Origin of the sequence: Xenorhabdus indica (genome assembly GCF_014467235.1) — a bacterium.
Classification (GTDB): domain Bacteria; phylum Pseudomonadota; class Gammaproteobacteria; order Enterobacterales; family Enterobacteriaceae; genus Xenorhabdus; species Xenorhabdus indica.
Map to the genome: position 1 here is coordinate 59465 of NZ_NKHP01000001.1, position 24106 is coordinate 83570.

Sequence of the window (24106 nt, forward strand, 5' to 3'; positions counted from 1 at the left end):
AAACAGAATTTGTTTAAAACAATTCCGATTTGCCTTACAAAAGACGACTTAAGGCAGTGAAAATAAATCATTTATCTCAAGCAAGCGGATGAATTAAGGGGGGGGGCACGTGGTTGTGACTCGCCGTAGAACAACCGGATCGTCGGGCCAGAAAAACATGGTGCTGGTGGTGCACGGGAAATCGTCAATGTCAGCAGGAGAAAAGAAACGAATGTTCCCGACAACAACGGCAGATTAATCAGTAGTTGGCAATAACCACAGGCAATATCGTCCATCAATCCCATATGGATATGAGCGACGCCATGATGATTCATGGTATCAGATAAAAAAGATGCCTGATGATGATTACTGTTTTGCATATCAGGCATCGACATACCATGACATGCTTCACTTTTTATACCACGGCTGTGCTCCAGTGTTTTTGATACCACCGGAGCGATGAACAACATCATAATCGCCAATAGGGCAATTAACGCTGGTGTTCTGCGTTGTGATAGATGAAAAAGTGATAACAAACTAATAATCCAGATCAATGCTGACGATTGGGTGCCAATCTTACTGCATTTTTATTGGTTTTGTTAAAATATTTTGGGGACTTTTGATGAGTGCTTCAGTATTAGTATATTTAGAGTTTATAGGTTCATTTGCTGCGTGAGTAAATTCATAACTAATGATTCGATAAATGAGATTTAACCTGAATATCATTTTGTTGCAAACTTGTCATTACAACTTTTTGTTACAATTCTAATATGAGGAGTTACAAAATGTCAGATAGCAATACCATTCAAACTCATTCCTTTCATACTGATTCTTTCCAAGATCTGAACCTGAAAGCACATTGGATGCCGTTTAGTGCTAACCGTCAATTTCAACAAGATCCACGGCTGATTGTCTCTGCGGATGGGCATTGGCTAATAGATGCTAAAGGTCGTCGTATTTATGACAGCTTATCGGGGTTATGGACTTGTGGAGCGGGTCACTCACGTTCGGAAATCCGTCAGGCTGCTTCAGAACAACTCGGTACGTTAGATTATTCTCCAGGTTTCCAATATGCTCACCCTCTGTCGTTTAGATTGGCAGATAAAATCGCTCAACAGATGCCCGGTAATTTAAACCATGTCTTTTTTACTAATTCAGGTTCAGAGACTGCTGACACAGCGTTAAAAATAGCATGTGCCTACTGGCGTATAAAAGGACAAGCGACAAAAACCAAATTGATTGGCAGAATGCGTAGCTATCATGGGGTCAATGTCGGTGGGACAAGTCTTGGTGGTATTGGTGGAAATCGCAAGATGTTTGGCCAAATGATGGATGTTGATCATCTGCCACACACTTTGCAAAGTGATATGGCATTTACCAGAGGGATCCCATCAACAGGTGGCCCTGAGTTGGCCGATGAGTTATTGAAACTCATAGAGCTACATGATGCCAGTAATATTGCTGCCGTTATCGTTGAACCTGTTGCCGGCTCTGCTGGCGCAATTATCCCGCCACAAGGTTATTTACAGCGTTTGCGGGAAATATGTACCCAACATAATATCTTGTTAATCTTTGACGAAGTTATTACTGGTTTTGGCCGTATGGGATGTTGGACAGCCGCAGATTATTTTGGTGTTACTCCGGATATCCTCAATTTCGCCAAACAAGTCACTAACGGGGCTATCCCTCTTGGCGGTGTCACTGTTTCCAGTGACATTTATGATGCTTTCATGTCACAACCACTCCCTGAACACATGATCGAATTCAACCACGGCTATACTTATTCGGCTCATCCCGTTGCCTGTGCTGCTGGTTTGGCGACTTTAGAAATATTGGAAAAAGAAAACCTGATCCAACAAGCCGCTGAGTTAGTCCCTCATTTTGAACAAGCACTGCATGGGCTCGAACATTGCCCAAATGTTGTTGATATTCGTAACTGTGGTTTGATTGGAGCAATTCAAATCGCACCACGTGACGATGATGGTAATGTCCGTCCTTTTGAAGCGGGTATTGCGCTATGGAACGCGGGTTTTTATGTCCGGTTTAGTGGTGATACTCTGCAATTTGGTCCAATGTTTAATACTAAACCCGATGACCTTGACCGTTTGTTCAATGCGGTGGGCGATGTTTTACATCGGATTAAGTAAACATTAAACAATCTGAGCGGTATCTTACCGCTCTTTCCTCTTATTATTCCAGCCTGTGTTGTCAGAGTCATGGCTCTGCATTTAAACGGTGTCGTCAAGGCAATGTAAATCCTTGCACAAAGCCTGATGCAGATCGCAAACTTAAAATAAATTTTAACTATTATTATCTGTCGTGTGTTTATGTCGTTCATTGAATGTATTCTCCATTTTAAACCTAAAAATTAACTGAGGCGAAAATGAAATTACGCAAGAAGATTGAAACCCTGATTGAACTAAATGAAGATTCCAAGATAGCAGCAGATAAGATATGTAAGCTTTTTGAAAAAGAAATGACTGGAAGTATGAGCGGGAATGGTTGGTTAGATGAAGACGAGTTATTAGAAATATTAGAAGAAATATTCGGTGATGATGACGATGAGGACGAGGAGTTATTTTCATAAACCGAAAAAATTTTCTTCTTACCTCTCCTGACATGAAGTTCACTTCCTGCTTTAAATATCGTAGAAATATAGTTTCCTACAGGAAACTATAGTTATTAATTTATTTTTATACTCCTGGTAAATTTTCTAACAAACGAAAAATATGATTTCCATTTGGAAATTACATATTGCGGTGCTATAGTCAGCCACCTGACAGAATAAATGTGTGTTTTTTCCCCGATGTTGGTGTGAGTCACGCGTGAAAGGTGAATTAAATGAGAAATCATGAACAAAACACAATTGAAATTCGTGGTGCGAAACAAAATAACCTTAAAGGAATTGATCTATATATTCCTAAAAACGTTATCACTGTATTCACAGGTGTTTCAGGTTCAGGTAAAAGCTCCCTTGTATTCGGTACAATTGCTGCGGAATCTCAAAGACAACTTAATGATACTTTCCCGCCTTATATCCGGCATCGGTTGCCATACTATGGTCAGCCGGATGTGGATGAGATAAACAACCTCACTACTGCAATTATCATTAACCAAAAACGTATTGGTGAAAATGTACGCTCTACGGTTGGTACGGCGTCAGATATTTATACTTTGCTGCGACTTTTGTTTTCCAGAATCGGTAAACCCTTTGTCGGTTATTCCAATATTTTTTCATTCAATCATCCATCAGGTATGTGTCCAAATTGTGAAGGATTAGGCATTGCCAGCACCATAGATGTTGAAAGATTGGTGAATGAAAATAAGTCTTTAAATGAAGGCGCAATTCAATATTCCACATTTGCGCCGGGTACTTGGCGGTGGCGTCGGTATGTTCATTCTGGTTTGTTTGATAATGACAAGAAAATTGCTGATTACACGACAGAAGAACGCCGACTTTTACTTTATGCAGATAACGTCGTACCGGTTGTGCCTTCCCCTGATTGGCCTAAATCTGCCCGATTTGAAGGTGTTATTACCCGATTTACGCGCAGCTATCTGGTTAAGGATAGCAAGGAGAACACAAGTGAAGAATTTCAGGACATTGTTTCGATGAAACAGTGTCCTGTCTGCCACGGGCAGCGACTCAATAAACGTATCCGTTCATGTTTAATTCAGAGTAAGAGTATCGGTGATTGTGTAGATATGCCGATTGTAGAGCTGAGGCAATTTATAACGACATTACGTGATCCTTCAGTCAGTACACTGCTCAATGCGTTAAAAACACGTTTAGCATCAATGTGCTCCGTTGGCCTTGGCTATTTAAATCTTAATCGCTCAACAACAACTTTATCAGGAGGAGAATCTCAGCGTTTAAAAATGGTGCGTCATTTAGGCAGTAGTCTCACCGGAATGACTTATATCATTGACGAACCCAGTACTGGTTTGCATCCGGCTGATATTACAAAACTTAATGTACTGATTCAGCAATTACGTGATAAAGGTAATACTATTTTAATGGTTGAACATGATCCCGATGTCATCAAAATTGCAGATCATGTGGTTGATTTAGGTCCTGGCGCAGGAGACAACGGTGGAACCATTACTTATCAAGGTGATCTTAATGGCTTACGTATCTCCGGGACAGTAACCGGAAAATATTTATCCCAGATAACTCATCTCAACCGAACCCCGAAAGAACCCGTTGGCTATCTCCCCATAAGAAATGCAATATTGCATAATCTAAAAGAAATTTCTATTGATATACCGATGGGTGTCATGCTTGCTGTCAGTGGTGTGGCTGGCTCAGGTAAAAGTTCCCTGATTATGGGGGAGGTTGTCCCTAAATGTATAAATGCGGTTGTTATCGACCAGAAACCTCTGCATACCTCTAAGCGTTCTCATATTGCATCGTGGAGCGGGGTTTTTGATCACATTCGGGAACGCTTTGCACTGGCTAATAATGTGACCAAATCATGGTTTTCACCCAATGCCAGAGGGGCATGTCTGGAGTGTAACGGATTAGGTGTCATTGAAACTGATTTAGCTTTTATGGATTCTGTTACCTTGCCTTGTGAGGCTTGTCAGGGGCAGAAATACAATAAAAAATCTTTAAATTATAAGTATAGAGATAAAACGATTGTTGATCTGATGAATATGAGTATTGCTCAGGCGACAAATTTTTTTGAGGGAGATAGTCAGATTCACCCAACTTTAGTTCATATTCAAGATGTTGGATTAGGTTATATGCGGCTTGGGGAGTCTCTTGATCATTTATCCGGTGGAGAATGCCAAAGATTGAAACTTGCCTCTTACCTGAATAATAAGGGTGATATGTATATCTTTGATGAACCGACAACCGGGCTTCATCCTTCAGATGTGGCGATCCTTATTAAGTTATTTCGCCGTCTTGTAGAGCAGGGAAATTCTGTCCTGATCATTGAACATAACATAGACATTATTGCGGAAGCAGATTGGATAATTGATTTAGGTGAAGGTGCAGGAACTGATGGTGGACGAGTGATGTTCAGCGGCACACCACAGGAGATGTTTGAACAGGGTGACTCATTGACAGCCGAATATTTACGCCAGCACTGCCATAAAAAATAGTTTTATCTTAAGTATTACATTTAAACTCTTCCTGATTGTTTAACTCCATTTCTCATAATATTGGCGTTAAACATTTTATATTAATAGATTAATTTATTCTGCCTGAACAATATAAATAGTCTTTTATTTATCCACATATTGTTAATTTTTAAAGTGCAACTGTTGTTTGTAATGTTTATAACATTATGTTTTAATGAAATTTTATTTTTTGAATGATAAAAAAGTCATTTGACTGATTTCAGAGTTGCGTTGTAGACTTTGTTCTATCAAATTTTTCAGATTATTAAAATAAATATTTTATTCAGGGTATATCTAGCAGGATTATTTCGCTTCGAGTGAATTATTTAGTATATCTGAATTAATTTATATTATACCCAATGGGTTTCAATATGATCAGCCAACAAAGAGGCAACTTGAAAGACGAAGGGTATATAAATATGCGGAGGTTTCTGCATGATCACAAAACATATCGAGCAGTTACATGCTATACCGGACCTCTTATTTGATATAGTAAATCGATATCCAAATAAAACAGCATTAGTATTTAATTCTGAAATACTGTCATATCGTGAACTTTGGGATCAATCAACCCAGATAGCCTCTGTTTTGCAAAGAATAGGGGTTAGGAAAGGCGATAAAATTGCTGTCAAGTTAACTCGTTGCCTTGAGTTATATTTGGTGCTGGTGGCGGTGATCCGGCTTGGTGCTGTTATCGTGCCACTGAGTCATAGTAATCCTGCACAATATCAGGCAGATTGCATTAAGGTTGCCGATGTTAGTTTACTGATCTCAGAGACTGATGAGACGCTCACATTAAAAGAAACTAACACACCTATAAATTGCCCATTTATCTCTGTAGAAAACCTGCTTTTGAAAACGCGTGATTTAGGCTATATGCCCGTAGTATTTGAAAACCTCATTGCGACAGATCCAATAATGATATTGTTGACATCAGGTTCCACTGGCAAACCCAAGAGTGTTATTATCCGTCATTGTGGTTTATCCCGCCTTGCGATTCCTGTCAGCCAATTAGGTAATACAGATAACGACCGTTATTTACAGCTTGCGGACCCCGCATTCGCAGCGAGTACCAGCGAAATTTGGATGAGTTTTCTTACTGGAGCCACGCTTGTTATCTATCCGTCAAATGTTCCTGATTTAGTAGAAATTAATAACATCATTGAACGCCAGAATATCTCTATTCTTTTTCTATCCGGCGGGCTCTTTCGGTTATTTGTAGAAGTTTACCCTGATACTTTACATAAACCTAATTGTGTGATTGTTTCGGGAGATTTTGTTAATCCCAGACTATTTTCATTTGCAGCTAAAGCGGGTAAAGGACGTATATTCAATGGAATGGGATGTACTGAAAATTCATCTTTTTCCGCTATTTATGAGGTATCACCAACCGAAATACTCGATCCTGACTCCCCTGTACCTATTGGTTGTCCATTGCCTCTTGTCAAGATGGTCGTACTTGATGATAACTTAGAAATTTGTGGGCTGGATATTCCGGGGGAACTTTGTATCAGCGGTGCGGGGCTTGCCGAAGGATACTCAGATCCCGTGTTAACCAAAGAGCGTTTTGTCTGGTTAGATCTTAATGGTATTTATGAACGCTATTACCGCACTGACGATCGGGCTAAAAAAAATCAATCTGGTAATATCACACTACTGGGGCGGGGTAAGCACATATGTAAAATTCGTGGATTTAGAATCGAAATCACAGGCGTGGAACATATATTACGTTCACACCCTCAAATAGAAGATGCCATTGTAACTATAGAACAAACATCTAATGAACCGCTGTTACACGCCTGTTATTTGAGTAAATCAGGCCCGCTATCCGACATTCAACTACGCGAGTTTATGAATTCAAAATTACCGTCTTATATGGTTCCAGAACGAATTACGCATGTTAACTCCTTACCGATGAATAAAAATGGTAAACGTGACCGGCTCAAGATGGCTCAGCTTATCGCTGATGGAAGACACAAGCAAAATGACTTTGAACATGATCCCGTACAAACAAAGGTTCTCTTAATCTGGGAAGAAATTACGGGTTACAAGAACCTTGATCCAGCAACTCTATTTTGGGAACAAGGTGTGAACTCCCTTCATCTAATCAAGTTAGCCTCTCTTGTCAGCAAAACACTTGGGATTCATGTTTCTCCTGCTGATGTTTTTTCAGCGGGTAGTGTCGAAAAATTAGCAATTCAATTAAGGAAAAATTGGCTGGAGAGAAAAGATGGAAAATGAGACTTTATACAAAGCGGTTAAGGATACATTGGATAACTTTTTACAACAGCATTTACTATGGCATTGTGAAAACAAATGGCACTGTAATGAATACGATCTAAGTATTCTTTCTGCTAATGATGCCAGTCGATGTGCAGATTTACTCTCTGAATTCTTAGATCTGTCGGTGAATACACAAATTATCCTTTCTTCTTCCTCACTAGATAATTTAATTGATAACTTAATCGACTATGCACCTGAATTGAGTAGCAGGACATATATACCCAGTACTCAAGGGCAAAAAGGATTATGGCTACTTGACCAGGTATTAATTCAACCTGAATGTTACAATGTCCCATTACTTGTAGAAATAGGGACACATTTAGATCATCATTTGCTGGAAAAAGCAATCACACAATTTGTAGAAATAACGCCTGTTTTACGTACGCGTTTTGCATTTAATCAAAAGCAGCTTTATCAAGTCATAGAACAGCCCGGTAATATTCAAATTGTCCATAAAACACTTACCGAGATCATTCATCCGGAAACCGTTATTCAACAGATGGCATCTAAACAATATGATTTGGCAAAATGGCCATTATTCGATATCTGCTTGATAACAGATGAATCAAAACAGAGTTGGCTGGTATGTTGCTTCCATCATATTATCGTCGATGCACCCTCAGTACGTATTATTGTAAAAAATATTCTCAAATATTATTGCCACTTACTTAGAAGTGAATTGTTTGGAGACAAAGAATATCATTATCTGAAAATCGGTGCCGGCTATCTGGAATTTACTCAATGGCAACAAGAACTATTAGCCAAACCTGAAACTTCCATGATGAAAGAATATTGGAAGCAGACACTTACTCCTTATCCTCCTATGATAGATCTTCCGACTGATTTTCCCAGAAAAGAGAACAAAGGAACTAAAGCAGATTATCTTCACTTGCAACTTAGCCATGATGAAGTACTGAAAATATCTCAGCAGGCACTCAACCTTGCAATGACGCCCTTTATGTATATGGCCATGTGTTGGCAGTTCTTACTGTATAATCTGTCTGGACAGAAAGATATCACTATCGGTATTCCTTTTACGCTGCGTGATAACACTGATTTTGAGGAAACAGTAGGATATTTGGTCAACACACTACCATTCCGGTCGTATTTAGATGCAGATATTACAGTGAATCAATTTGCAATGTCAGTGAGTGAGCGTTTTGTTCAGGCTCATTTAAACAAACAGTTACCTTTTGCTGACATGGTTGCTGATACGGGTCAAAACTTTGGATTGGCTAATCCTGTGTTTCAGACACTGCTTGTCATGATTGATACTACCAATGATGTATTCCGGGATTTTCCTTTTCCAGTAAAACTTTCCGAACAATATATTCAGGCAGCTAAATATGATTTAACTCTCTTTATTAAAACAGAAACATCCAATCAGTTAGTGATGGAATTTAATGCCGAACTATTTGAAGGCAACACGATACAATATTGGCTGGAGCTCTATAAGCAAATCACTTTATCTATAGGGAAATGGGGAGAAAAGACGCTAGGTGAAATTGAGATCCTGACACAAGAAGAACAATTTTACATCGCTAATCGTTCAAGTACGCCATTTTCTGATACGGGTAATCAATGTGTTATCAGGGAGATCGAAGCGTATGCGAAAAATCACCCGAATCATATTGCGTTAATGACACGCTACAGCCATTGGTCTTATGGGTGGTTAGATCATCGGGCCAATCAGTTGGCTGAATTTATCTATACAAATTACACCATTGGTGTCGGTTCGCGGGTCGGACTGTTGTTAAATCGAAATGAAGATTCTATCGTTGCTTTACTGGCCGTTTTAAAAACAGGTGCATCCTATGTTCCTATTGACCCTGGTTATCCTTCGGAACGTATTGAATATATGCTTCAAGATGCAGCGGTGGATTGTATCGTTACCACAAGTGAACTTGTTACAGTAACATCGGTATCTATCTCCAGAGTGATATTAGATGAAATAGTATTCGCACAGGATGTTAATTGGCAATCAGTACAACGTAAACCGGATGATGAGTTATATGTCATTTATACATCTGGCTCAACAGGTCAACCTAAGGGGGTACGCCTGCTGAATAAGACATTGTCTAATCTGCTGGAATGGCAAAAAGGGATTTCTGTCTGTAGTGAAGGTGATTGCACTCTGCATTACATGTCTCTGTCTTTTGATGTTTCCGTGCAGGAAATATTTGCTACGTTGTGCACCGGAGGAAAATTATATATTGCAGATGAAGAAGAGCGTAAGGATCTGCATTATCTGCAAAATGTCATTGAGTTAAATGGAATTCACCGCGCATATTTTCCCTATGTTGCGCTACAACATTTGGCTCAATTAACCGTCATGAATAAAGCTCAACTGCCGACGCTTAAAGAAGTCTATTCAACCGGTGAACAACTGGTTCTCACTTCTGACATTAAGCGTATGTTTAATGCTAACCGAAGACTGATTAACCTCTATGGCCCGTCAGAAAGTCATGTCTGTTCTGCTTATATCATGCCGACGAATGTATCTCTATGGGGGGATAGTGCATCAATCGGATATCCACTACCCGGATTTACCCTGCTCGCGCTTGATGAGCACAAGCGCATGGTTCCGGCAGGGATAACAGGCGAACTTTGGATTATCAGCGACTTTCTTTCTCCCGGTTATCACAACAAAGAGCATGAAACCCAAACGCGGTTTCTAACCGGAAGCTGGCCAGGTGTACTTAGCCAACATGCTTATAAATCGGGTGATCTGGTAAGGCTAAAATCTGATGATACATTCACGTACCTTGGACGTCTGGATAATCAGTTAAAAATTCGTGGATTCAGGATTGAACCATCAGAAATAGAAGCGGTACTCAATTCATTGGATGGTGTGAAAGTGTCTGCTGTTATTGGCAAAGAAGACACCGCAGGTAACAAAATGCTGGTGGCTTTCATAGTGGCAACCACAACTGCGACATTAGCGCGCGCCGGGCTATTAACTGAATTACGTACTCATCTGCCAGATTACATGATCCCAAATGAGTTTGTATTTTTATCTGATCTTCCAACGACTCCAAGTGGAAAAATTGATCGTAGGGCATTACATGATGTTGAGATAAATGGTATCGGGATAAACCAATTGTCAGATTTTGCAGCAGATAAGCTTGAAAATAGTAGTATCTCTGAGGAACGTCTGACTTCAATTGAACAAAAAGTAAAATCACTCTGGCAAAAAGTTCTGCCAAACCGGCAAATTAAAGCAGGAGATAACTTTTTCAATATCGGAGGACATTCGCTATTAGCAACACAATTGGTGTATTTATTGCGCAAACAATTTAATGCCGATTTTCCACTCAAGTTACTGTTCAGCACTCCTACTTTACGTGACATGGCCGCTTCTGTTGATATCTATCTGAATAATAATCAAAAAAACAATAACGAAATGCAGAATACATTCATTAATGACGCATCCATACAGCACGATTGGACTTCTGTTCAGCAACTAAGCCTATCGGAAAGTGATGGTGTATTACTCACCGGAGCAACGGGTTTTTTAGGTATCTATCTTCTTCGTTCGTTACTTCAGCAACTGGCTGGTAAAGTATTTTGTTTAGTCAGGGCAACAGATAGCAGTACAGGGTTAAACCGTATAATAAAAAATGCTCATCGTTATGGTATCGAAATTGATTTTTCCCGTGTTGAAATTGTGGTAGGGGAGATTGCTGAAACCAGATTTGGCTTAAATGAGGAAGAATATCAGTTATTGTCAGAGCAAGTAGCTAAAATCTATCATGCAGCCGCTCATATTAATTTTGTCCTCCCATACAGTTCTGTTAAAGGAACAAATGTAGATGGTACGGTAGAAATCATTAACTTCTGTTGTCACCACCAACACAAGAAACTTGAATACATTTCTACTATCGCTGTATTTTCATCAGACTATCCTAATCAACCCATTACAGAGGATTGTTTTCCTGATCACCCGGATTCACTATCTATTGGTTATACTCAAAGTAAATGGGTAGCTGAACAATATATACAACAAGCCAGAACTCAAGGTGTCGATATCAATGTTTACCGAATAGGGCGAATATCCGGTGACAGTGTCACTGGTGCATGTCAGGAAGATGACTTTCTGTGGCGTCAGATTAAAAGTTTTATCCAAATGGGAATTGCGCTATACCCAGAATTATTAAATACAGATCTATTGCCTGTTGATTTTGTCAGCCAAGTCATTGTGACATTATCAGTTTCCAATAAAATACCCGGTCATCATAACTTCCATTTATTTCATCCTAAAGGTACTGACTTTACCCCGGTGTATCTGGCACTGAAACACAAAGGGTATAACATCAAAACTGTTTCTCAGTCAGTTTGGTTGGAAAAACTCGAAAAAATGGTTGTTAATGGCGATGATGTAGCATTAGGTTCATTAGTTCATCTGTTTAAAGAACAAACTTTGACTATTGGTAACAATACCTATAACAACCAAATGACACATCAGATGATTAGAAATTGTGGATTTGATTTTCCGGATATCACTGTAAGAACTTTTACGAAATTGATTGCTTATTTTATGGACAAAAAATATGAACCGGAATATAAGTAACTGTGAAGCAATTTTCTTCCTTGATTTTTACTGTTTTCTAGCCGTATATATGCCATGTGGATTTCAAGTTGCATCCAAAGTTCAGGTTATATAAGAAGGTCATATGAAAACGGATAATCAGAATACTTATAATGCGGTAATAACCCCCTTCGAAGATGCATTGAGCAGACTCCAGTGTGTTCTTGTTGCAAGAAGAACCATTACAAATCCGGAAGGTGTTTCTTGGGCACAATATGATACCTTATATTTACTTCGACAATATCAACCCATAAGACCCAGTGTTATTGGCGAAAAACTTGGTTTTACCCGTTCAAAAACATCTAAAATCCTGCGAGCACTGAAAGATAAAGAACTCATTGAACAGGAAGCAGGGGAAAGCGATAAACGTGAATTGGTGACTAAATTAAGCCAGAAGGGATTAATGTTTTTACAGCGGGCAGAATCCAGCAGCCACAATATGGCTGATATTGTGGCTGCTAATATGTCTCAGGGCGAAATTGCTATATTTACAGAGCTGTGTAATCGTGCAGCCGATCTTTTATATGCGCAAACACCGACTTGAGATTAATCCAGCTAAACTAACCTAACGCGCATTTTTGTGCAGCGATTTCTCTATCCTTGCGATCTCTGATTCGAAAACCAAAAACCTGACTCGCAGATCCTCCAACGCTGTCGATTTTTCCTCTGGGGTTAGAAAAGAGTATTGAATGCTATTAAACACCGTTTTTTTGATATCTGCATATGATGGCTTATAGTCTATGGCAAAGGTTACAAATTCCTGAGTTAAGTCACTACGAAGCACCCCAGGGTCATCAGTTGATATCACGAAAGGAACGCCATGACGTTGATAAAGTTTTATCGGGTGGTTGTTTCCTTTCACTCCAAGGATAAAGCCATTACTTGTCAGGTTTATTTCGATAGGTATTTTCTTTTCTCTCAGTATGCGGAGTAATTCCAACGCATTCTCCTCCCTGGCGATAGCAACGCCGTGACCGATCCTATCAGCTCCTGCGATATCTACAGCATATTGAATATGATTTGCCAGCTCCTCTGGTGGAACCATTCCGTTAACCAGCTCCCCTGCATGCAGAGATAAATGGACATCAGGGAAAAGAATTTTTAAATACCGAAACATTAACATGTGCAACTTATAGTCACGCATTGAGATGTAATCATTTTCCGCCCCAACGATATTCACACCGACAATCTTTTTGCTGATATGTGCTGCTGAAAATGCCGAATATAAACTTGAGAATACAATAGCGCGTGGCTCATCACGATAAGCATAGGCTTGAATTCGAACACGAAATTTATCATCGTCCATGCCAGAAATCGCAGCTTCTCCAGTTTGGATGTAGTTAGATATACTTTTCGTAAAATTTGGGTCCTTAGCCATAAACTCTGCATAGGGAGCCAGCGCTGCGAAAACAACGTTTTCATCGGCATTTGGATCTAATGTATCAAGCACTTTCGCAAGATCTGGGTATTCAACAGAAGGTGCTTCTTGTAAGATAATTTCCAAATACTGAACATTTTCATATTTAGCCCGATCTTTTAATTTAGTAAATCCAGCCCTTAAATCTTGATTTGCTAACGAACTAAAATAATTAAAGGTGTCAAAAAAGTGCTGATCTGGGGCTTTCTGTATCTCATAATGGTTGTAGAAATCTTTGGTTGACCATACTGCCAATAATTTTCGGTAGAAGATATTATTTTCGATGATCTCATCCTTATTGAGACAAAATTGCTGGCTTTCCTCCGGGAGTTGATTTTTCTGACGTGTTTCTACCTGATAAATCTCTATTTTAAGTTTCGGCTCAGATCTATCATAAATGCAATATCCTTTATCCCCTAACCAATCAAGATAACTCTCTACAAACATTGCACCAGAGTAATGAAGATGAATATCTGCACCCTTAGGCATCATTCTCATTGCCATAGTCAGTTCTGCAATATTCGGATTATTAGTCTCAATCAGATTACTGAAGAAACGCGCAGTTGCTGCTTCATTTTTCTTATCTAAGTCTGTGTTTACTTCATCAGCATTCACTAAACAAGAAAATAACATCAATAAAATGGCCACAATAGGTAAAGCATTCATGAATTTTTTCCTGGTTTCGATGTTTGTTGAATGAATGACAGGTGTACCAAGAGAGAGGTAGTACTACCTATTTTGCTTTTTAATAAGGAAAATATTTCAATATCAACGCTACCCATAATGTCTTTGTCGGAAATTTACTCAACACCAAAATTTATCATTCTTAATTAAGAATTAAGTTGTTAAAAATAGATACCTACATTATCAGGTACATCAATACCATATTAACGTATATTGAGTCATTTTTTAGTGGCATGGGCTCAATGCCAAATATTTCGAAACCAAATTTTTTATATAAATTTATCGCTGATACATTTTCTTCAACAACAGCTAATGATACTTGTCTAATATTTCCTTCCAGAAGAACTATCAATTTTTCAATAAGTTTTTCTCCTATTTTCAAACCTCGACAGCCAGGTTTAACATAAAAACCCCAAATAGTTCCTTTATGTAAATTTTTATACTCAGTACCTCGTTGAAACCTGATCATGCCAACTAATTCACTATTTAAATAGGCACCTAACACCAGAGAATCAGTTAATATAGTGATAAATTCTTGTTCACTTTTGGTATGCTCTTCTTCATATGTTAAACCAAAAGCATCAGGATCAGAACGTAGAGCTTCGAATCTAAGCTTTTGATATTCTGAAACATCGCTTGCTGATAATACTCTGATAAGTGGTGAAAATCCCATACTGTTTCCTGGTTACATTCTAACTAAGAGATGTTATAAACAAATTTTGTCAAAATAGCATTAATATTTATGATTATGTGATTTATATATTGCTTTTCTTTCGAAAACCAAGGGAAAAATTCTGAATTCAAGCAGTAGACGACTGGTCTGTTATTAAAAAAGGAAATCTTATGTCTGACAATAGCATTCGCACTGATCTTTTTTTACCCACTAAACTAGGAGAAATTGAACTCGCTAATCGTATAGTTATGGCACCGTTAACACGCAGCCGTGTGAATAGGGAAGGGATTCCGAATGAACTCAACGTAACATATTACGTTCAGCGTGCCAGTGCAGGTCTGATTATTTCAGAAGCAACCAATATTTCCCTACAGGGACGCGGCTATGCGATGACTCCCGGTATCTGGACAGAAGAGCAGGTAGCTGCATGGAAAAAAGTCACCGATGCTGTTCACATTGCTGGTGGCAAAATGGTGATGCAATTGTGGCATGTCGGGCGTTGTTCTCATGTCGATTTGCAACCTAACGGAGAACCGCCGGTAGCACCGTCTGCCATTAAAGCCGGTGGTAATGTTTACACTGAGAATGGAATGCAGGAAGTTTCCATGCCACGCGCACTGGAAACCAATGAGATCCCCGGCATTATCGAGCAATACAAACATGCTGCTGAATACGCCAAACGGGCAGGATTCGACGGTGTAGAAATCCATTCAGCCAACAACTATCTGTTGGAACAATTCATACGTGATTCAACTAACCACCGTACTGATCAATATGGCGGTTCTATTGAAAACCGAGTTCGCTTGGTTCTGGAGGTTGTTGAAGCTGTCACCGGAGTTTGGGGTAGTGGTCGGGTTGCTATTCGGTTGTCCCCAGTGACAACTGAAGTAGGAAACACACCGCTTGATAGTGATGTAATGGCAACTTATGGCTATCTGATTAGACAACTCAACCCGTTCAAACTGGCTTATCTGCACTTTGTTGAAGGGACTACAAAAAAAGACCGTGTGATTCCTGAAAGCATTGATTTAGATAAATTAAGGTCATGGTTTGAAGGTGCTTACATCGGCAATAACGACTACAATCTGGAAATGGCTATTTCCCGCCGGGCGGAAGGAAAAGTTGACGCGGTTGCATTTGGTCGTCCGTTTATTTCCAACCCTGATTTGGTCGAACGTTTGCGTTATGACATTGAACTGACCAGTGTCAATCATGACGCCTATTATGGTAATGGAGCAAAAGGTTATACCGACTGGCCGAAAGCGAATTACTAATCTAATGCTGACAGGCGGCTTAATTGAGTTGTTTCAGTGTGGCCGCCATATTTTTTCTTCTCCTTCTTTATCATTCTTTTTGTAACTCAATTCTATAAATATCAAAAATAATTAACTTCGTGATTTTTTATAAAATAGTTCATTTCCGTGAAACTGTTTACCGTTGCAGGAAAATTATTTAGTTTACTCATGGTGAAAATAAACCTAAAAAACAAAGCTCATAATGATTATGAAATTTAATATTAAGATTAATTTATTATAACAAGGAGTATTTATCAATAGCATGAAAATATTGAAAATATTAATCTTATCTATTTCGACAATGATAGCATCAAACTCTCTGGCCAATGAGGTTAGAGCCAGAGATTACGGTATTCCTTTCTCTGGAACAACCGGGGAATATAATGCGATTACCGATGTGAATGGTGTAAAAATTGGCTATTCAACTATCATTGAGGGAAATGGAAAATTAGAAGTTGGCAAAGGCCCGGTAAGAACAGGTGTAACAGCGATATTACCCAGAGGAATAAATTTTAGCCCGGTATTTTCCGGTATATTCTCTTTAAATGGAAATGGAGAAATGACAGGCAGTCAATGGATTGAGGAAAGTGGTTTTCTGGAAACCCCGATATTAATAACCAATACGCATAGTGTCGGTGTTGTCAGAGACTCAACAATTAGCTGGATGATTGATAACAATCTAATATCACCATTAAAGGATGATTTATTTTGGATACTACCTGTGGTTACAGAAACATGGGATGGCATATTAAATGATATAAACGGTATGCATGTAAAAAAAGAACATGTATATCATGCGTTGAATAGTGCTAAATCAGGAATTATAAAAGAAGGTAATGTCGGTGGCGGAACCGGAATGAACCTCTTTCAATTTAAGGGAGGAACAGGTACTTCATCAAGAATTTTAGACAAAAAAGATGGAGGATATACTGTCGGGGTACTTATTCAGGGGAATTTTGGATTTAGAGATGATCTTATTATCTCAGGGGTTCCGATTGGTAAAGAAATTCAAGACATTACTCCAATATACCATGGAGATAAGAAAAAAATAAAAGATGCTGGATCTATAATAGCGGTGGTAGCTACAGATGCGCCATTGGCGCCTCACCAATTAGAAAAAATGGCTAAAAGGGTCTCTCTTGGACTTGCAAAGGTAGGTGGCATAGCCCGTAATACCAGTGGTGAAATATTTATTGCATTTTCCACTGCAAATAATGGTGCATTTTCCAGAGAGGAGATAAAAACAGTGGAAATATTGCCAAATGACAAACTGGACCCGTTATATGAAGCAACCATAAATGCAACGGAAGAAGCCATCATTAATGCGATGTTCGCAGCCAAAACAATGGTTGGTAGAAATGGTAATACTTCCTATTCTATTCCTAAAGACAGAGTTAAAGAAATATTAAAAAAATATAACCTACTCAGTAGGATCTGAAACAGATTAGCTCAAAATAAAGTTTAAAATTTCTACTTAAAAATAAACAAGTTACCAACTTTGATTAAAAAATTTAAATTTAAGTTGGTAACTCTCATGCTTTATTAGAGTCTGCTACTTTATAGACCTAAGAACTCAATATGCTGAATGAATCCATTACCAGATATATAATTATCTTCATGTAATGTTAACTCTAAAGTCCCTGCTTCTAAATCAACCTCAGTTGTTCGATATATAACCGGCCCGTAGTTTGAACCTGCTTTATAAGGTGTTAACACTCTTTCTTCAAAGAACTTGATGTTTTGATCAAAAATAAGACGAGATTGTTGCAGCTTCATTTTGACTTCATAATTAAAACTGAGCGAATCTGTCATATAAGCATAATACATGCGTAAACGATAGCGGCCTGCTGACTTGACCTGTAATGTGATTGTAGTCGGGCCATGATCATAACTTCTCGGTTCTGTTGCTGAGAGATAATTATAACCTCCGTTATCAGATGATCTACCACCATTGAGGAATACATCACCGAGGAAAATATTATTATAGTTATGGTCAATAAATAAATTATCTGTATCATTTGGATCTAAACAAACACGCGATGGCTTTCTTTGTGCACCAAAAGTTAAATGGGATTGTATATTAGTATAGTCACTTGTCCAATATATCATTGAACGTTTTGCCTGTGTTTGTGGCTCGTAAAGATCATCACCATTATAATTATTAATAGCAGCAATGAGGATATCATTAAACATAATATCCGCTTGCTCAGCCAGAGATTTACTGTATTTTTCAAGATTATCAGGTGAATATCCCCATTCAACACCATTAACTATAGTGTCTCTTAATGTAAAGAAATACAATAAGCAGGAAAGGGCACAAATACTTGATAATTGAGGAATACTTTGACTTTTAGCAGTGTTAATGCTGAGGATACATAAACGACGCATATTGGATATTGCGATCTCATTACGAACGACAATAAGCTGCCTTGCTTCATCTGTTGGATTTTTTTGATAAGCGGAGATGGCATCCTGTAAGCTTTCTGCATCTTTTCTTACAGCTTGATACTCTGACTCTAACCACTCACTGGTATATTTAATTAATGTATCCTGAATAATTCCAATAACATCAACTTCTTTAGGCTCTGTCAATTTTTTGTAAGTCAGTTTTAATAAAATACTTAATACGGTAGATACGACACCTAGTGGAGATGAGGAAGTTGACTGATTAAAATCTTTCGTTTTAATCATGTTTAATGCTTCTAAAGTCAAAATATGCAATTTAACATTACTGTCTTGTGTGTCTATAATATTTTCCAATTCCATTATCACTTTTACCTTATTGTGTTTGTAGAATACGTTATTATTTCTTAAATTATATTAGGTGATAACCTTATAGAATTAAATTTCAATTTTTATTATTTGCTTGATAAACAGAAATTATAATTTAATTTCTTAACTCCTACCTCTTATTTTTACCTTAAATTTTATAAGGATATTAGCTGAAAATTATTCGACATTGCATAATGACTATATGTTTTTATTGAGGACAGTACTTTCCATATAGATGTTCTTAATGGTTTCCTCTCGCTGTATACTAAATACATTTTATCTTCATTAGGCGTTCATGGAATTATTACTCTATTAGCAGGGAAAGATAACCGTGAATGTTATTTCATCAATCACTTGGCGCTCAGAACGGAAAATAATAAGGTAGTCTTTTTTTCAGACACGACAAGGGGGTTATCTATTTTATCTCTCTCCTTTAGAGCGCAGTAATGAAACAGGCTGGTCTGATCTTTTTCAGATATTAAAAGTAACAGATAGTGAGCAATTCTACAGTCAGTTAACTGAAGGACATAAGTACCTTTGCAACCAACAGAATAACAATAGTGCAAATTTCTGATGATTAATTGAAGTAATGTAATTAGAAAACAAAAAATTACAGTCATCTAAGTGATTACATAAGATGACTGTTTTCGCATTACTACCCTATATTCATAATCTAGGACGATGATTAATTACTGTTTTCAACAGCGCCCTTGCTTTGTAACTGATACCAGTTTTTAATATCTTTAGTAATTATTGCAGCATGATAATTTCCGTCATTATCTTTGAAAAAGTGATCTAACCCATCATAAGTCTTAAAAGAAACCTTTGGATTATCAATAGCTGCCATCACCTTTAGTATTCCAGCCGCATCAGTATTATTATCACTCATACACTGGATAACCAATAATGGTATTTTACTGGATTGGATCAATCTCTGATTATCAATGGATAATGATTCATACCACCAGTTTGCACCATGTCCACTGACTACCATGCCAGCGGGTAAGTTATTTTTCTTTGCTGCTTCCGCAAAAGTTCTAAAACTGTTAACTGCTTCATCGGACATTTCTGCCGGAGTCTCACGCCTGATGCTATGGATAACATCATCAATAAAAAAACGCCCACCACCATTAATCGAAATCGCAGCAGTAATAAAATCTGCATCAGACGCTATCATATTGGTAACAAGAGCGCCTTCACTTCCTCCAATAAGGACAATATGACGGTATTTGTTTTTTAATTGATTTAATACGGCAAGATAATCTTTAACGCGTTTTGATGGCGAATCATTCTGAATATATATCTGTGGACATGCCGAATCATTAACTTCAATCCCATTTTTTCCAATACTGCTATCAAGCCCTGCTTTTTCTACTAAGAGAATATCATTCTCAGGAAAAGTAGCACCAAAATTTTCTATCATTTTCCGGTTATTGATAACACTGTTACAATCAGAACCCTGAATCAGAACAAGAAGATTTTCAGAAGGTATGCTATTTCTTTTTATCAAATAATAAGTCATTTCTTTGCCATCATTTCCCCGTAAACTATATGTGGTCTCTTCAGCCATAGATTGCATAGACATTGAAGTTAAAACAAATACGATGTAAATAAGTATTTTTTTCATAATATCCTGACCATTCTAATATAAGATAAAGTGATGTGAGATAACCACAATACACAAATTAACGGATAAGGTAGCAATCATTTATAAATTGAGGAAAAAGAGATAAAGGTTCCATTTTTATTTGTGATGATAATAATCAACTCACTTTGTAGACAATAACTAATGTCACAACCGATTAAGGCTTGAACTATAGTTTTTAATAAAATCGATAAAGCAGCGCAAACGCGGAGAAAGTGTTTGGTTACGGTAATAAACTGCATTGATCGGTTGTTTTTGCTCGAAAGTGATATGAGGTAATATTTGTTTAAACTCTCCTGTTTCTCTCATCTCATGAGTCATGAAATCAGACAAACACACTATGCCCACACCTTTTTGAGCCAAGTTACACAAGATTTCACCGCTGCTTGCGGCGATTGTTGGCGTAATTTTAAAACCCTTTTTATCACCGTCGTACAGTGGCCACTCATTGAGATTTTCTGGTGCAGTAAATCCGAGTAAACAGTGTTGTTGTAATTCTTCAACCGTTTTAGGCTCTCCATAGCGCTGTAAATAGAGAGGACTTGCCAGAATACGTAACTGACTATGACCTAACAGTGTGGCATGCAGGGAAGAATCCGTTAGCGATCCAATACGAAAGGCAATGTCTGTATGCTTTTCCAGCAAGTCGGTCACACCTTCATAATTGGTCAGCTCCAGTGTTATTTGTGGATAGATTTCATGAAATTGAGCAACCAACGGCGTAACGACGTGGAGTAGAAAGGGGGTTGATGCATCCACCCGTAGAGTACCAGAAGGAATATTTTTGTGGCTTATTAACACTTCTTCCGCCTCTTGCGCAAGCTTCACCGCTTCACGCGCTTTTTGTAAAAATGCGGCACCTTCTTCGCTGAGTTTGATCCGTCGGGTAGTACGGTATAACAAGGTACTATCCATTTTCTCTTCAAGGCGTAACAAAGCCCGGCTGGTAGTGGAAATAGTAAGATCCAATCGTTCGGCAGCAGCAGTTATTGAACCGCTGTCTACCACAGCAATAAACACCTGCATTTCTTCCAGTGTAATTTTCATTTTTGCAATTTATTCAATTATTTTTCTCAGATTACTGATTGTTTTTGCAAAGATCAACTTTAGTGCCCTCTGTTAGCGAACAACTGAATTCGGGAAGATTAAATAAGGGCAGTAATATCATTTACATGCCCGCCTTATTTAGGCGGGTAGTTAATAACTATAATTACGGCGCTACATGATATCGGCAGGCTATTCCAATTCGATTTAACGCATTCATCATAATAGCTAACCACTTAATTGCAGCGACCTGTCTATCACTCCATAATTCTGCTGCTTTTTGATAAATATCATCTGGAATATGATCATTTTGTACTTCTGTTACCGCCTCGACTAACATCAGTGCTGCCCGTTCTTTTTCTGTGAAATATTCTGTTTCTTGCCAAGCCATAAGCAGGGCAATTTTATCAATAGATTCATTCTGCTGTAAGGCATTCCCGTCATTTCATTCAACGTCAAAATTATTAACCGCTTCTGAAAATATTCACCTTACGGATTTTCATTTGTTCAATTTTGATCAGTTAAGGCAGAAACAGCAGCAGCATGATTTTCAGATTAAAATAAGAAGATCAGGTATTGAGCATTATCACGGAAAACCATTCCCACATATTGTTTTACAATTAATTGATGATAATAGTGCGTTAATATCCGGTCACTATCATCAGGAAGAGCTTGGCTATCTGTTGGATTATATCAATGGTTTTTCTCAGCATTTGATTGATATTAAACCAGAAAAATTAAAGCAATTTTATATTGATGAAATCAAAGTGCGCTTGCATCGGTTAGAATCAGGGGCCATTTCAACCGGTATTCAACCTGACAAGTAATAGATTGGGTCTGAATACTATGGTAGGGTTGATGTGATTGTCTTTTGTGCTTTTCAATGGAGGTGTTTATGCTCCGTCCAGTTTTAGGATTGAATATTCCTTCTCAGTTTACAGCAGATATTAGCCTTTACATCAAAAACGCCAGAGCCAGGTGGATTAGGGATAATTCCCATATTCATTTTGTTGGCAGTGACATAAGAACCTTTCAATTACTTGATGCCGCGTTAGTTGAAATAGAATTATCTGAAACGGGACTGAGATTGCTTGATGATATAAAATTAATATTAGGAACTAAATTGGAAAAATTAGCGATTCATCTCAGTTCATCTTCGCTAGGTGTTATCCCACATAGGGCCAATGATGTTGGAAATGGCTTAGGAACAAGTTCTGACTTTCACTGTAACTTTAATGTAGCTGAAAATATTAAGGGAGAAGAACTTGAAACTACAAAATGGCATGCGTGCATAGTATTTCATGAATTAGTCCATGTTCTTCATAACTTAAAAGGCAAGCGTATGCATACCCTTTGGGCTGAAGAGGCAAAAACAGTTGGTCTGGGGTCATTTTCAAATGAAAGTATTTCAGAAAATGTATTCAGAAATGAGATTGGTGTCCCCCGCAGATCCAGCTACTCTTCTGGATCAGCTTTGATAAACGACGATGATACTGTGACATTAAATGGAGGAGGCTACAAAAGTGTATTTTGATTACCTGTTTATTAAATGTTTGACACTTAATTCTTTAGAAATGGAATCTGAAAAACAGTAGAAAGGCTTCTCTGCTGATAGATATTGATGCTATAAACAATAAGCCAGTATAGACTTACTGGTAACGGAGGTATCCTCAATGTTAATAATTATGGGCTGTAGGAATTTCAGTGAAATAAATTATGTTTATTTATTATCTATGATAGCGTTACCGAGCAAACAAAAAGCCTCTAACAATAAGAGGCTATCCAGAGGATTTTATATTTTCTTACCTTCATAGTAAGCAACATATCCTTTACCACAACGAGGAGCTACCGGTTTAACACTTTGTAAATAATACCTAACATTTCCATCAGTAAATACATTATCAAAAGCGTAATTAGGACGAACTTCATATAAAACAAATATTGTCCCATTTAGGCCAGTGTGGGTTCTTCCAGAACTATAACAATCGTTATAGTTAAAATCTGTATTTGCTGATGCAGTTCCCACAGTTAATAATATACCTGCGGCTAATGATCCACCTGTTAATAGTTTCTTAAACATAAAAAATTTCCTTTAATAATTAATGATTTAAATTTATTACTTTTAATATCATATTTGATAATATATACCAAATGTAAATCATCACTATATAGTTTTACAATCTCAAAATTCCTATGATTTTACACCTTCATATTTACCAACATAAACATTCATTCCACAGACGTATAATTTTTTGAAACCTTTTAAATGCCATTTGATTCCATTCTCGTTACGTACATCAAGAAAAACAATGCCATCTTTAACAAGATATTTAGTGTATATGCCATTGTTATATTCTATAGGAGAAGAATAGCAATTGTTCCAGGGGATATCTACGTTTGCTGATGCAGTTCCAATGCCTCCAGTTAAGGCAATACCTGTTGCTAATACGCCACCTACTAATAATTTCTTAAACATAAAAATTTCCTTTAATAATTTTAGAATTTATGTTCTAAATTTATCACTTATTAAATTATATATGATAATACATACTAAATATAAATCATCACAAGATGGTTTTACAATTTTAAAATTTAGAAA

20 protein-coding genes are annotated in these 24106 nt (G+C 37.7%); 11 read left to right on the forward strand and 9 right to left on the reverse strand.

Features of this window, described 5'->3' with window-relative positions; genetic code table 11:
- Positions 1 to 71 precede the first annotated feature (71 nt).
- Complete coding sequence (locus tag Xind_RS00235; RefSeq protein ID WP_047681503.1) at positions 72 to 515, reverse strand: DUF2946 domain-containing protein; 444 nt, start codon at positions 513 to 515, stop codon at positions 72 to 74.
- Positions 516 to 764: 249 nt separating this feature from the next.
- Between Xind_RS00235 and aptA the strand changes: the two genes are divergently transcribed.
- The 6 genes from aptA to Xind_RS00265 all read left to right on the forward strand — a co-directional run bounded on the left by aptA (position 765) and on the right by Xind_RS00265 (position 12521).
- Positions 765 to 2126 (forward strand): omega-aminotransferase AptA, encoded by a 1362-nt coding sequence (gene aptA / locus Xind_RS00240; protein WP_187649215.1) that lies wholly within the window; start codon positions 765 to 767, stop codon positions 2124 to 2126.
- Between the two features lie 236 nt (positions 2127 to 2362).
- The gene (locus Xind_RS00245; protein ID WP_047681506.1) at positions 2363 to 2566 is read left to right on the forward strand and encodes a hypothetical protein; all 204 of its coding nucleotides are present in this window, start codon (positions 2363 to 2365) and stop codon (positions 2564 to 2566) included.
- A 254-nt stretch (positions 2567 to 2820) separates the two neighbouring features.
- Positions 2821 to 5088, forward strand: coding sequence for an ATP-binding cassette domain-containing protein (locus Xind_RS00250; RefSeq protein WP_187649216.1), 2268 nt, complete (start codon positions 2821 to 2823; stop codon positions 5086 to 5088).
- A gap of 453 nt (positions 5089 to 5541) precedes the next feature.
- Positions 5542 to 7347, forward strand: coding sequence for a non-ribosomal peptide synthetase (locus Xind_RS00255; protein ID WP_187649217.1), 1806 nt, complete (start codon positions 5542 to 5544; stop codon positions 7345 to 7347).
- Complete coding sequence (locus Xind_RS00260; RefSeq protein ID WP_187649218.1) at positions 7337 to 11959, forward strand: non-ribosomal peptide synthetase family protein; 4623 nt, start codon at positions 7337 to 7339, stop codon at positions 11957 to 11959. Before Xind_RS00255 ends, Xind_RS00260 begins: the two co-directional genes overlap by 11 nt.
- 103 nt (positions 11960 to 12062) lie before the next feature.
- Positions 12063 to 12521, forward strand: coding sequence for a MarR family winged helix-turn-helix transcriptional regulator (locus tag Xind_RS00265; RefSeq protein WP_047681511.1), 459 nt, complete (start codon positions 12063 to 12065; stop codon positions 12519 to 12521).
- A gap of 21 nt (positions 12522 to 12542) precedes the next feature.
- On the opposite strand, the gene Xind_RS00270 is transcribed toward Xind_RS00265, so the two are convergent.
- On the reverse strand, positions 12543 to 14060 hold the full coding sequence (locus Xind_RS00270) for an amidohydrolase family protein (protein ID WP_187649219.1): 1518 nt from the start codon (positions 14058 to 14060) through the stop codon (positions 12543 to 12545).
- Positions 14061 to 14253: 193 nt separating this feature from the next.
- A complete protein-coding gene (locus tag Xind_RS00275) occupies positions 14254 to 14751 on the reverse strand; it encodes a GNAT family N-acetyltransferase (RefSeq protein WP_047681512.1) in 498 nt (165 codons plus the stop codon).
- Positions 14752 to 14921: 170 nt separating this feature from the next.
- Here Xind_RS00275 and Xind_RS00280 point away from each other — a divergent pair, with 170 nt between their 5' ends.
- Positions 14922 to 16025 (forward strand): alkene reductase, encoded by a 1104-nt coding sequence (locus Xind_RS00280; RefSeq protein ID WP_187649220.1) that lies wholly within the window; start codon positions 14922 to 14924, stop codon positions 16023 to 16025.
- A 283-nt stretch (positions 16026 to 16308) separates the two neighbouring features.
- Positions 16309 to 17484: a DmpA family aminopeptidase gene (locus tag Xind_RS00285; protein ID WP_187649221.1), complete on the forward strand. Its 1176-nt coding sequence runs from the start codon at positions 16309 to 16311 to the stop codon at positions 17482 to 17484.
- Positions 17485 to 17603: 119 nt separating this feature from the next.
- On the opposite strand, the gene Xind_RS00290 is transcribed toward Xind_RS00285, so the two are convergent.
- Positions 17604 to 18812, reverse strand: a complete 1209-nt coding sequence (locus tag Xind_RS00290; protein WP_047681525.1) for an insecticidal delta-endotoxin Cry8Ea1 family protein — start codon at positions 18810 to 18812, stop codon at positions 17604 to 17606.
- Positions 18813 to 19028: 216 nt separating this feature from the next.
- On the opposite strand from Xind_RS00290, the gene Xind_RS23740 reads away from it, so the two are divergent.
- Positions 19029 to 19265: a non-canonical purine NTP pyrophosphatase gene (locus Xind_RS23740; RefSeq protein WP_187649329.1), complete on the forward strand. Its 237-nt coding sequence runs from the start codon at positions 19029 to 19031 to the stop codon at positions 19263 to 19265.
- Between the two features lie 238 nt (positions 19266 to 19503).
- Here the strand turns inward: Xind_RS23740 and Xind_RS00300 are convergent, their stop codons facing one another.
- The 3 genes from Xind_RS00300 to Xind_RS00310 all read right to left on the reverse strand — a co-directional run bounded on the left by Xind_RS00300 (position 19504) and on the right by Xind_RS00310 (position 21847).
- The gene (locus Xind_RS00300; RefSeq protein ID WP_187649222.1) at positions 19504 to 20445 is read right to left on the reverse strand and encodes an alpha/beta hydrolase; all 942 of its coding nucleotides are present in this window, start codon (positions 20443 to 20445) and stop codon (positions 19504 to 19506) included.
- A gap of 165 nt (positions 20446 to 20610) precedes the next feature.
- Positions 20611 to 21510 (reverse strand): LysR family transcriptional regulator, encoded by a 900-nt coding sequence (locus tag Xind_RS00305; protein ID WP_187649223.1) that lies wholly within the window; start codon positions 21508 to 21510, stop codon positions 20611 to 20613.
- A 163-nt stretch (positions 21511 to 21673) separates the two neighbouring features.
- Positions 21674 to 21847: a carboxymuconolactone decarboxylase family protein gene (locus tag Xind_RS00310; protein ID WP_187649224.1), complete on the reverse strand. Its 174-nt coding sequence runs from the start codon at positions 21845 to 21847 to the stop codon at positions 21674 to 21676.
- A 22-nt stretch (positions 21848 to 21869) separates the two neighbouring features.
- Between Xind_RS00310 and Xind_RS00315 the strand changes: the two genes are divergently transcribed.
- Both Xind_RS00315 and Xind_RS00320 read left to right on the forward strand, forming a co-directional pair.
- Positions 21870 to 22334, forward strand: a complete 465-nt coding sequence (locus tag Xind_RS00315; RefSeq protein ID WP_187649225.1) for a hypothetical protein — start codon at positions 21870 to 21872, stop codon at positions 22332 to 22334.
- Between the two features lie 68 nt (positions 22335 to 22402).
- Positions 22403 to 23041 carry a M91 family zinc metallopeptidase gene (locus tag Xind_RS00320; protein ID WP_187649226.1) on the forward strand — a complete coding sequence of 213 codons (639 nt, stop codon included), beginning with the start codon at positions 22403 to 22405 and terminating at the stop codon, positions 23039 to 23041.
- A 258-nt stretch (positions 23042 to 23299) separates the two neighbouring features.
- Here the strand turns inward: Xind_RS00320 and Xind_RS00325 are convergent, their stop codons facing one another.
- Both Xind_RS00325 and Xind_RS00330 read right to left on the reverse strand, forming a co-directional pair.
- Complete coding sequence (locus tag Xind_RS00325) at positions 23300 to 23587, reverse strand: hypothetical protein (RefSeq protein WP_187649339.1); 288 nt, start codon at positions 23585 to 23587, stop codon at positions 23300 to 23302.
- A 111-nt stretch (positions 23588 to 23698) separates the two neighbouring features.
- A complete protein-coding gene (locus Xind_RS00330; RefSeq protein ID WP_187649227.1) occupies positions 23699 to 23983 on the reverse strand; it encodes a hypothetical protein in 285 nt (94 codons plus the stop codon).
- Between the last annotated feature and the right edge of the window lie 123 nt (positions 23984 to 24106).

Excerpts from the sequence above, each read along its gene's own strand:
- aptA (WP_187649215.1), top strand. The coding sequence starts at position 765 with ATGTCAGATAGCAATACCATTCAAACTCATTCCTTTCATACTGATTCT.
- Xind_RS00245 (WP_047681506.1), top strand. The coding sequence starts at position 2,363 with ATGAAATTACGCAAGAAGATTGAAACCCTGATTGAACTAAATGAAGAT.
- Xind_RS00250 (WP_187649216.1), top strand. The coding sequence starts at position 2,821 with ATGAGAAATCATGAACAAAACACAATTGAAATTCGTGGTGCGAAACAA.
- Xind_RS00255 (WP_187649217.1), top strand. The coding sequence starts at position 5,542 with ATGATCACAAAACATATCGAGCAGTTACATGCTATACCGGACCTCTTA.
- Xind_RS00260 (WP_187649218.1), top strand. The coding sequence starts at position 7,337 with ATGGAAAATGAGACTTTATACAAAGCGGTTAAGGATACATTGGATAAC.
- Xind_RS00265 (WP_047681511.1), top strand. The coding sequence starts at position 12,063 with ATGAAAACGGATAATCAGAATACTTATAATGCGGTAATAACCCCCTTC.
- Xind_RS00270 (WP_187649219.1), bottom strand. The coding sequence starts at position 14,060 with ATGAATGCTTTACCTATTGTGGCCATTTTATTGATGTTATTTTCTTGT.
- Xind_RS00275 (WP_047681512.1), bottom strand. The coding sequence starts at position 14,751 with ATGGGATTTTCACCACTTATCAGAGTATTATCAGCAAGCGATGTTTCA.
- Xind_RS00280 (WP_187649220.1), top strand. The coding sequence starts at position 14,922 with ATGTCTGACAATAGCATTCGCACTGATCTTTTTTTACCCACTAAACTA.
- Xind_RS00285 (WP_187649221.1), top strand. The coding sequence starts at position 16,309 with ATGAAAATATTGAAAATATTAATCTTATCTATTTCGACAATGATAGCA.
- Xind_RS00290 (WP_047681525.1), bottom strand. The coding sequence starts at position 18,812 with ATGGAATTGGAAAATATTATAGACACACAAGACAGTAATGTTAAATTG.
- Xind_RS00300 (WP_187649222.1), bottom strand. The coding sequence starts at position 20,445 with ATGAAAAAAATACTTATTTACATCGTATTTGTTTTAACTTCAATGTCT.
- Xind_RS00305 (WP_187649223.1), bottom strand. The coding sequence starts at position 21,510 with ATGAAAATTACACTGGAAGAAATGCAGGTGTTTATTGCTGTGGTAGAC.
- Xind_RS00310 (WP_187649224.1), bottom strand. The coding sequence starts at position 21,847 with ATGTTAGTCGAGGCGGTAACAGAAGTACAAAATGATCATATTCCAGAT.
- Xind_RS00320 (WP_187649226.1), top strand. The coding sequence starts at position 22,403 with ATGCTCCGTCCAGTTTTAGGATTGAATATTCCTTCTCAGTTTACAGCA.
- Xind_RS00325 (WP_187649339.1), bottom strand. The coding sequence starts at position 23,587 with ATGTTTAAGAAACTATTAACAGGTGGATCATTAGCCGCAGGTATATTA.
- Xind_RS00330 (WP_187649227.1), bottom strand. The coding sequence starts at position 23,983 with ATGTTTAAGAAATTATTAGTAGGTGGCGTATTAGCAACAGGTATTGCC.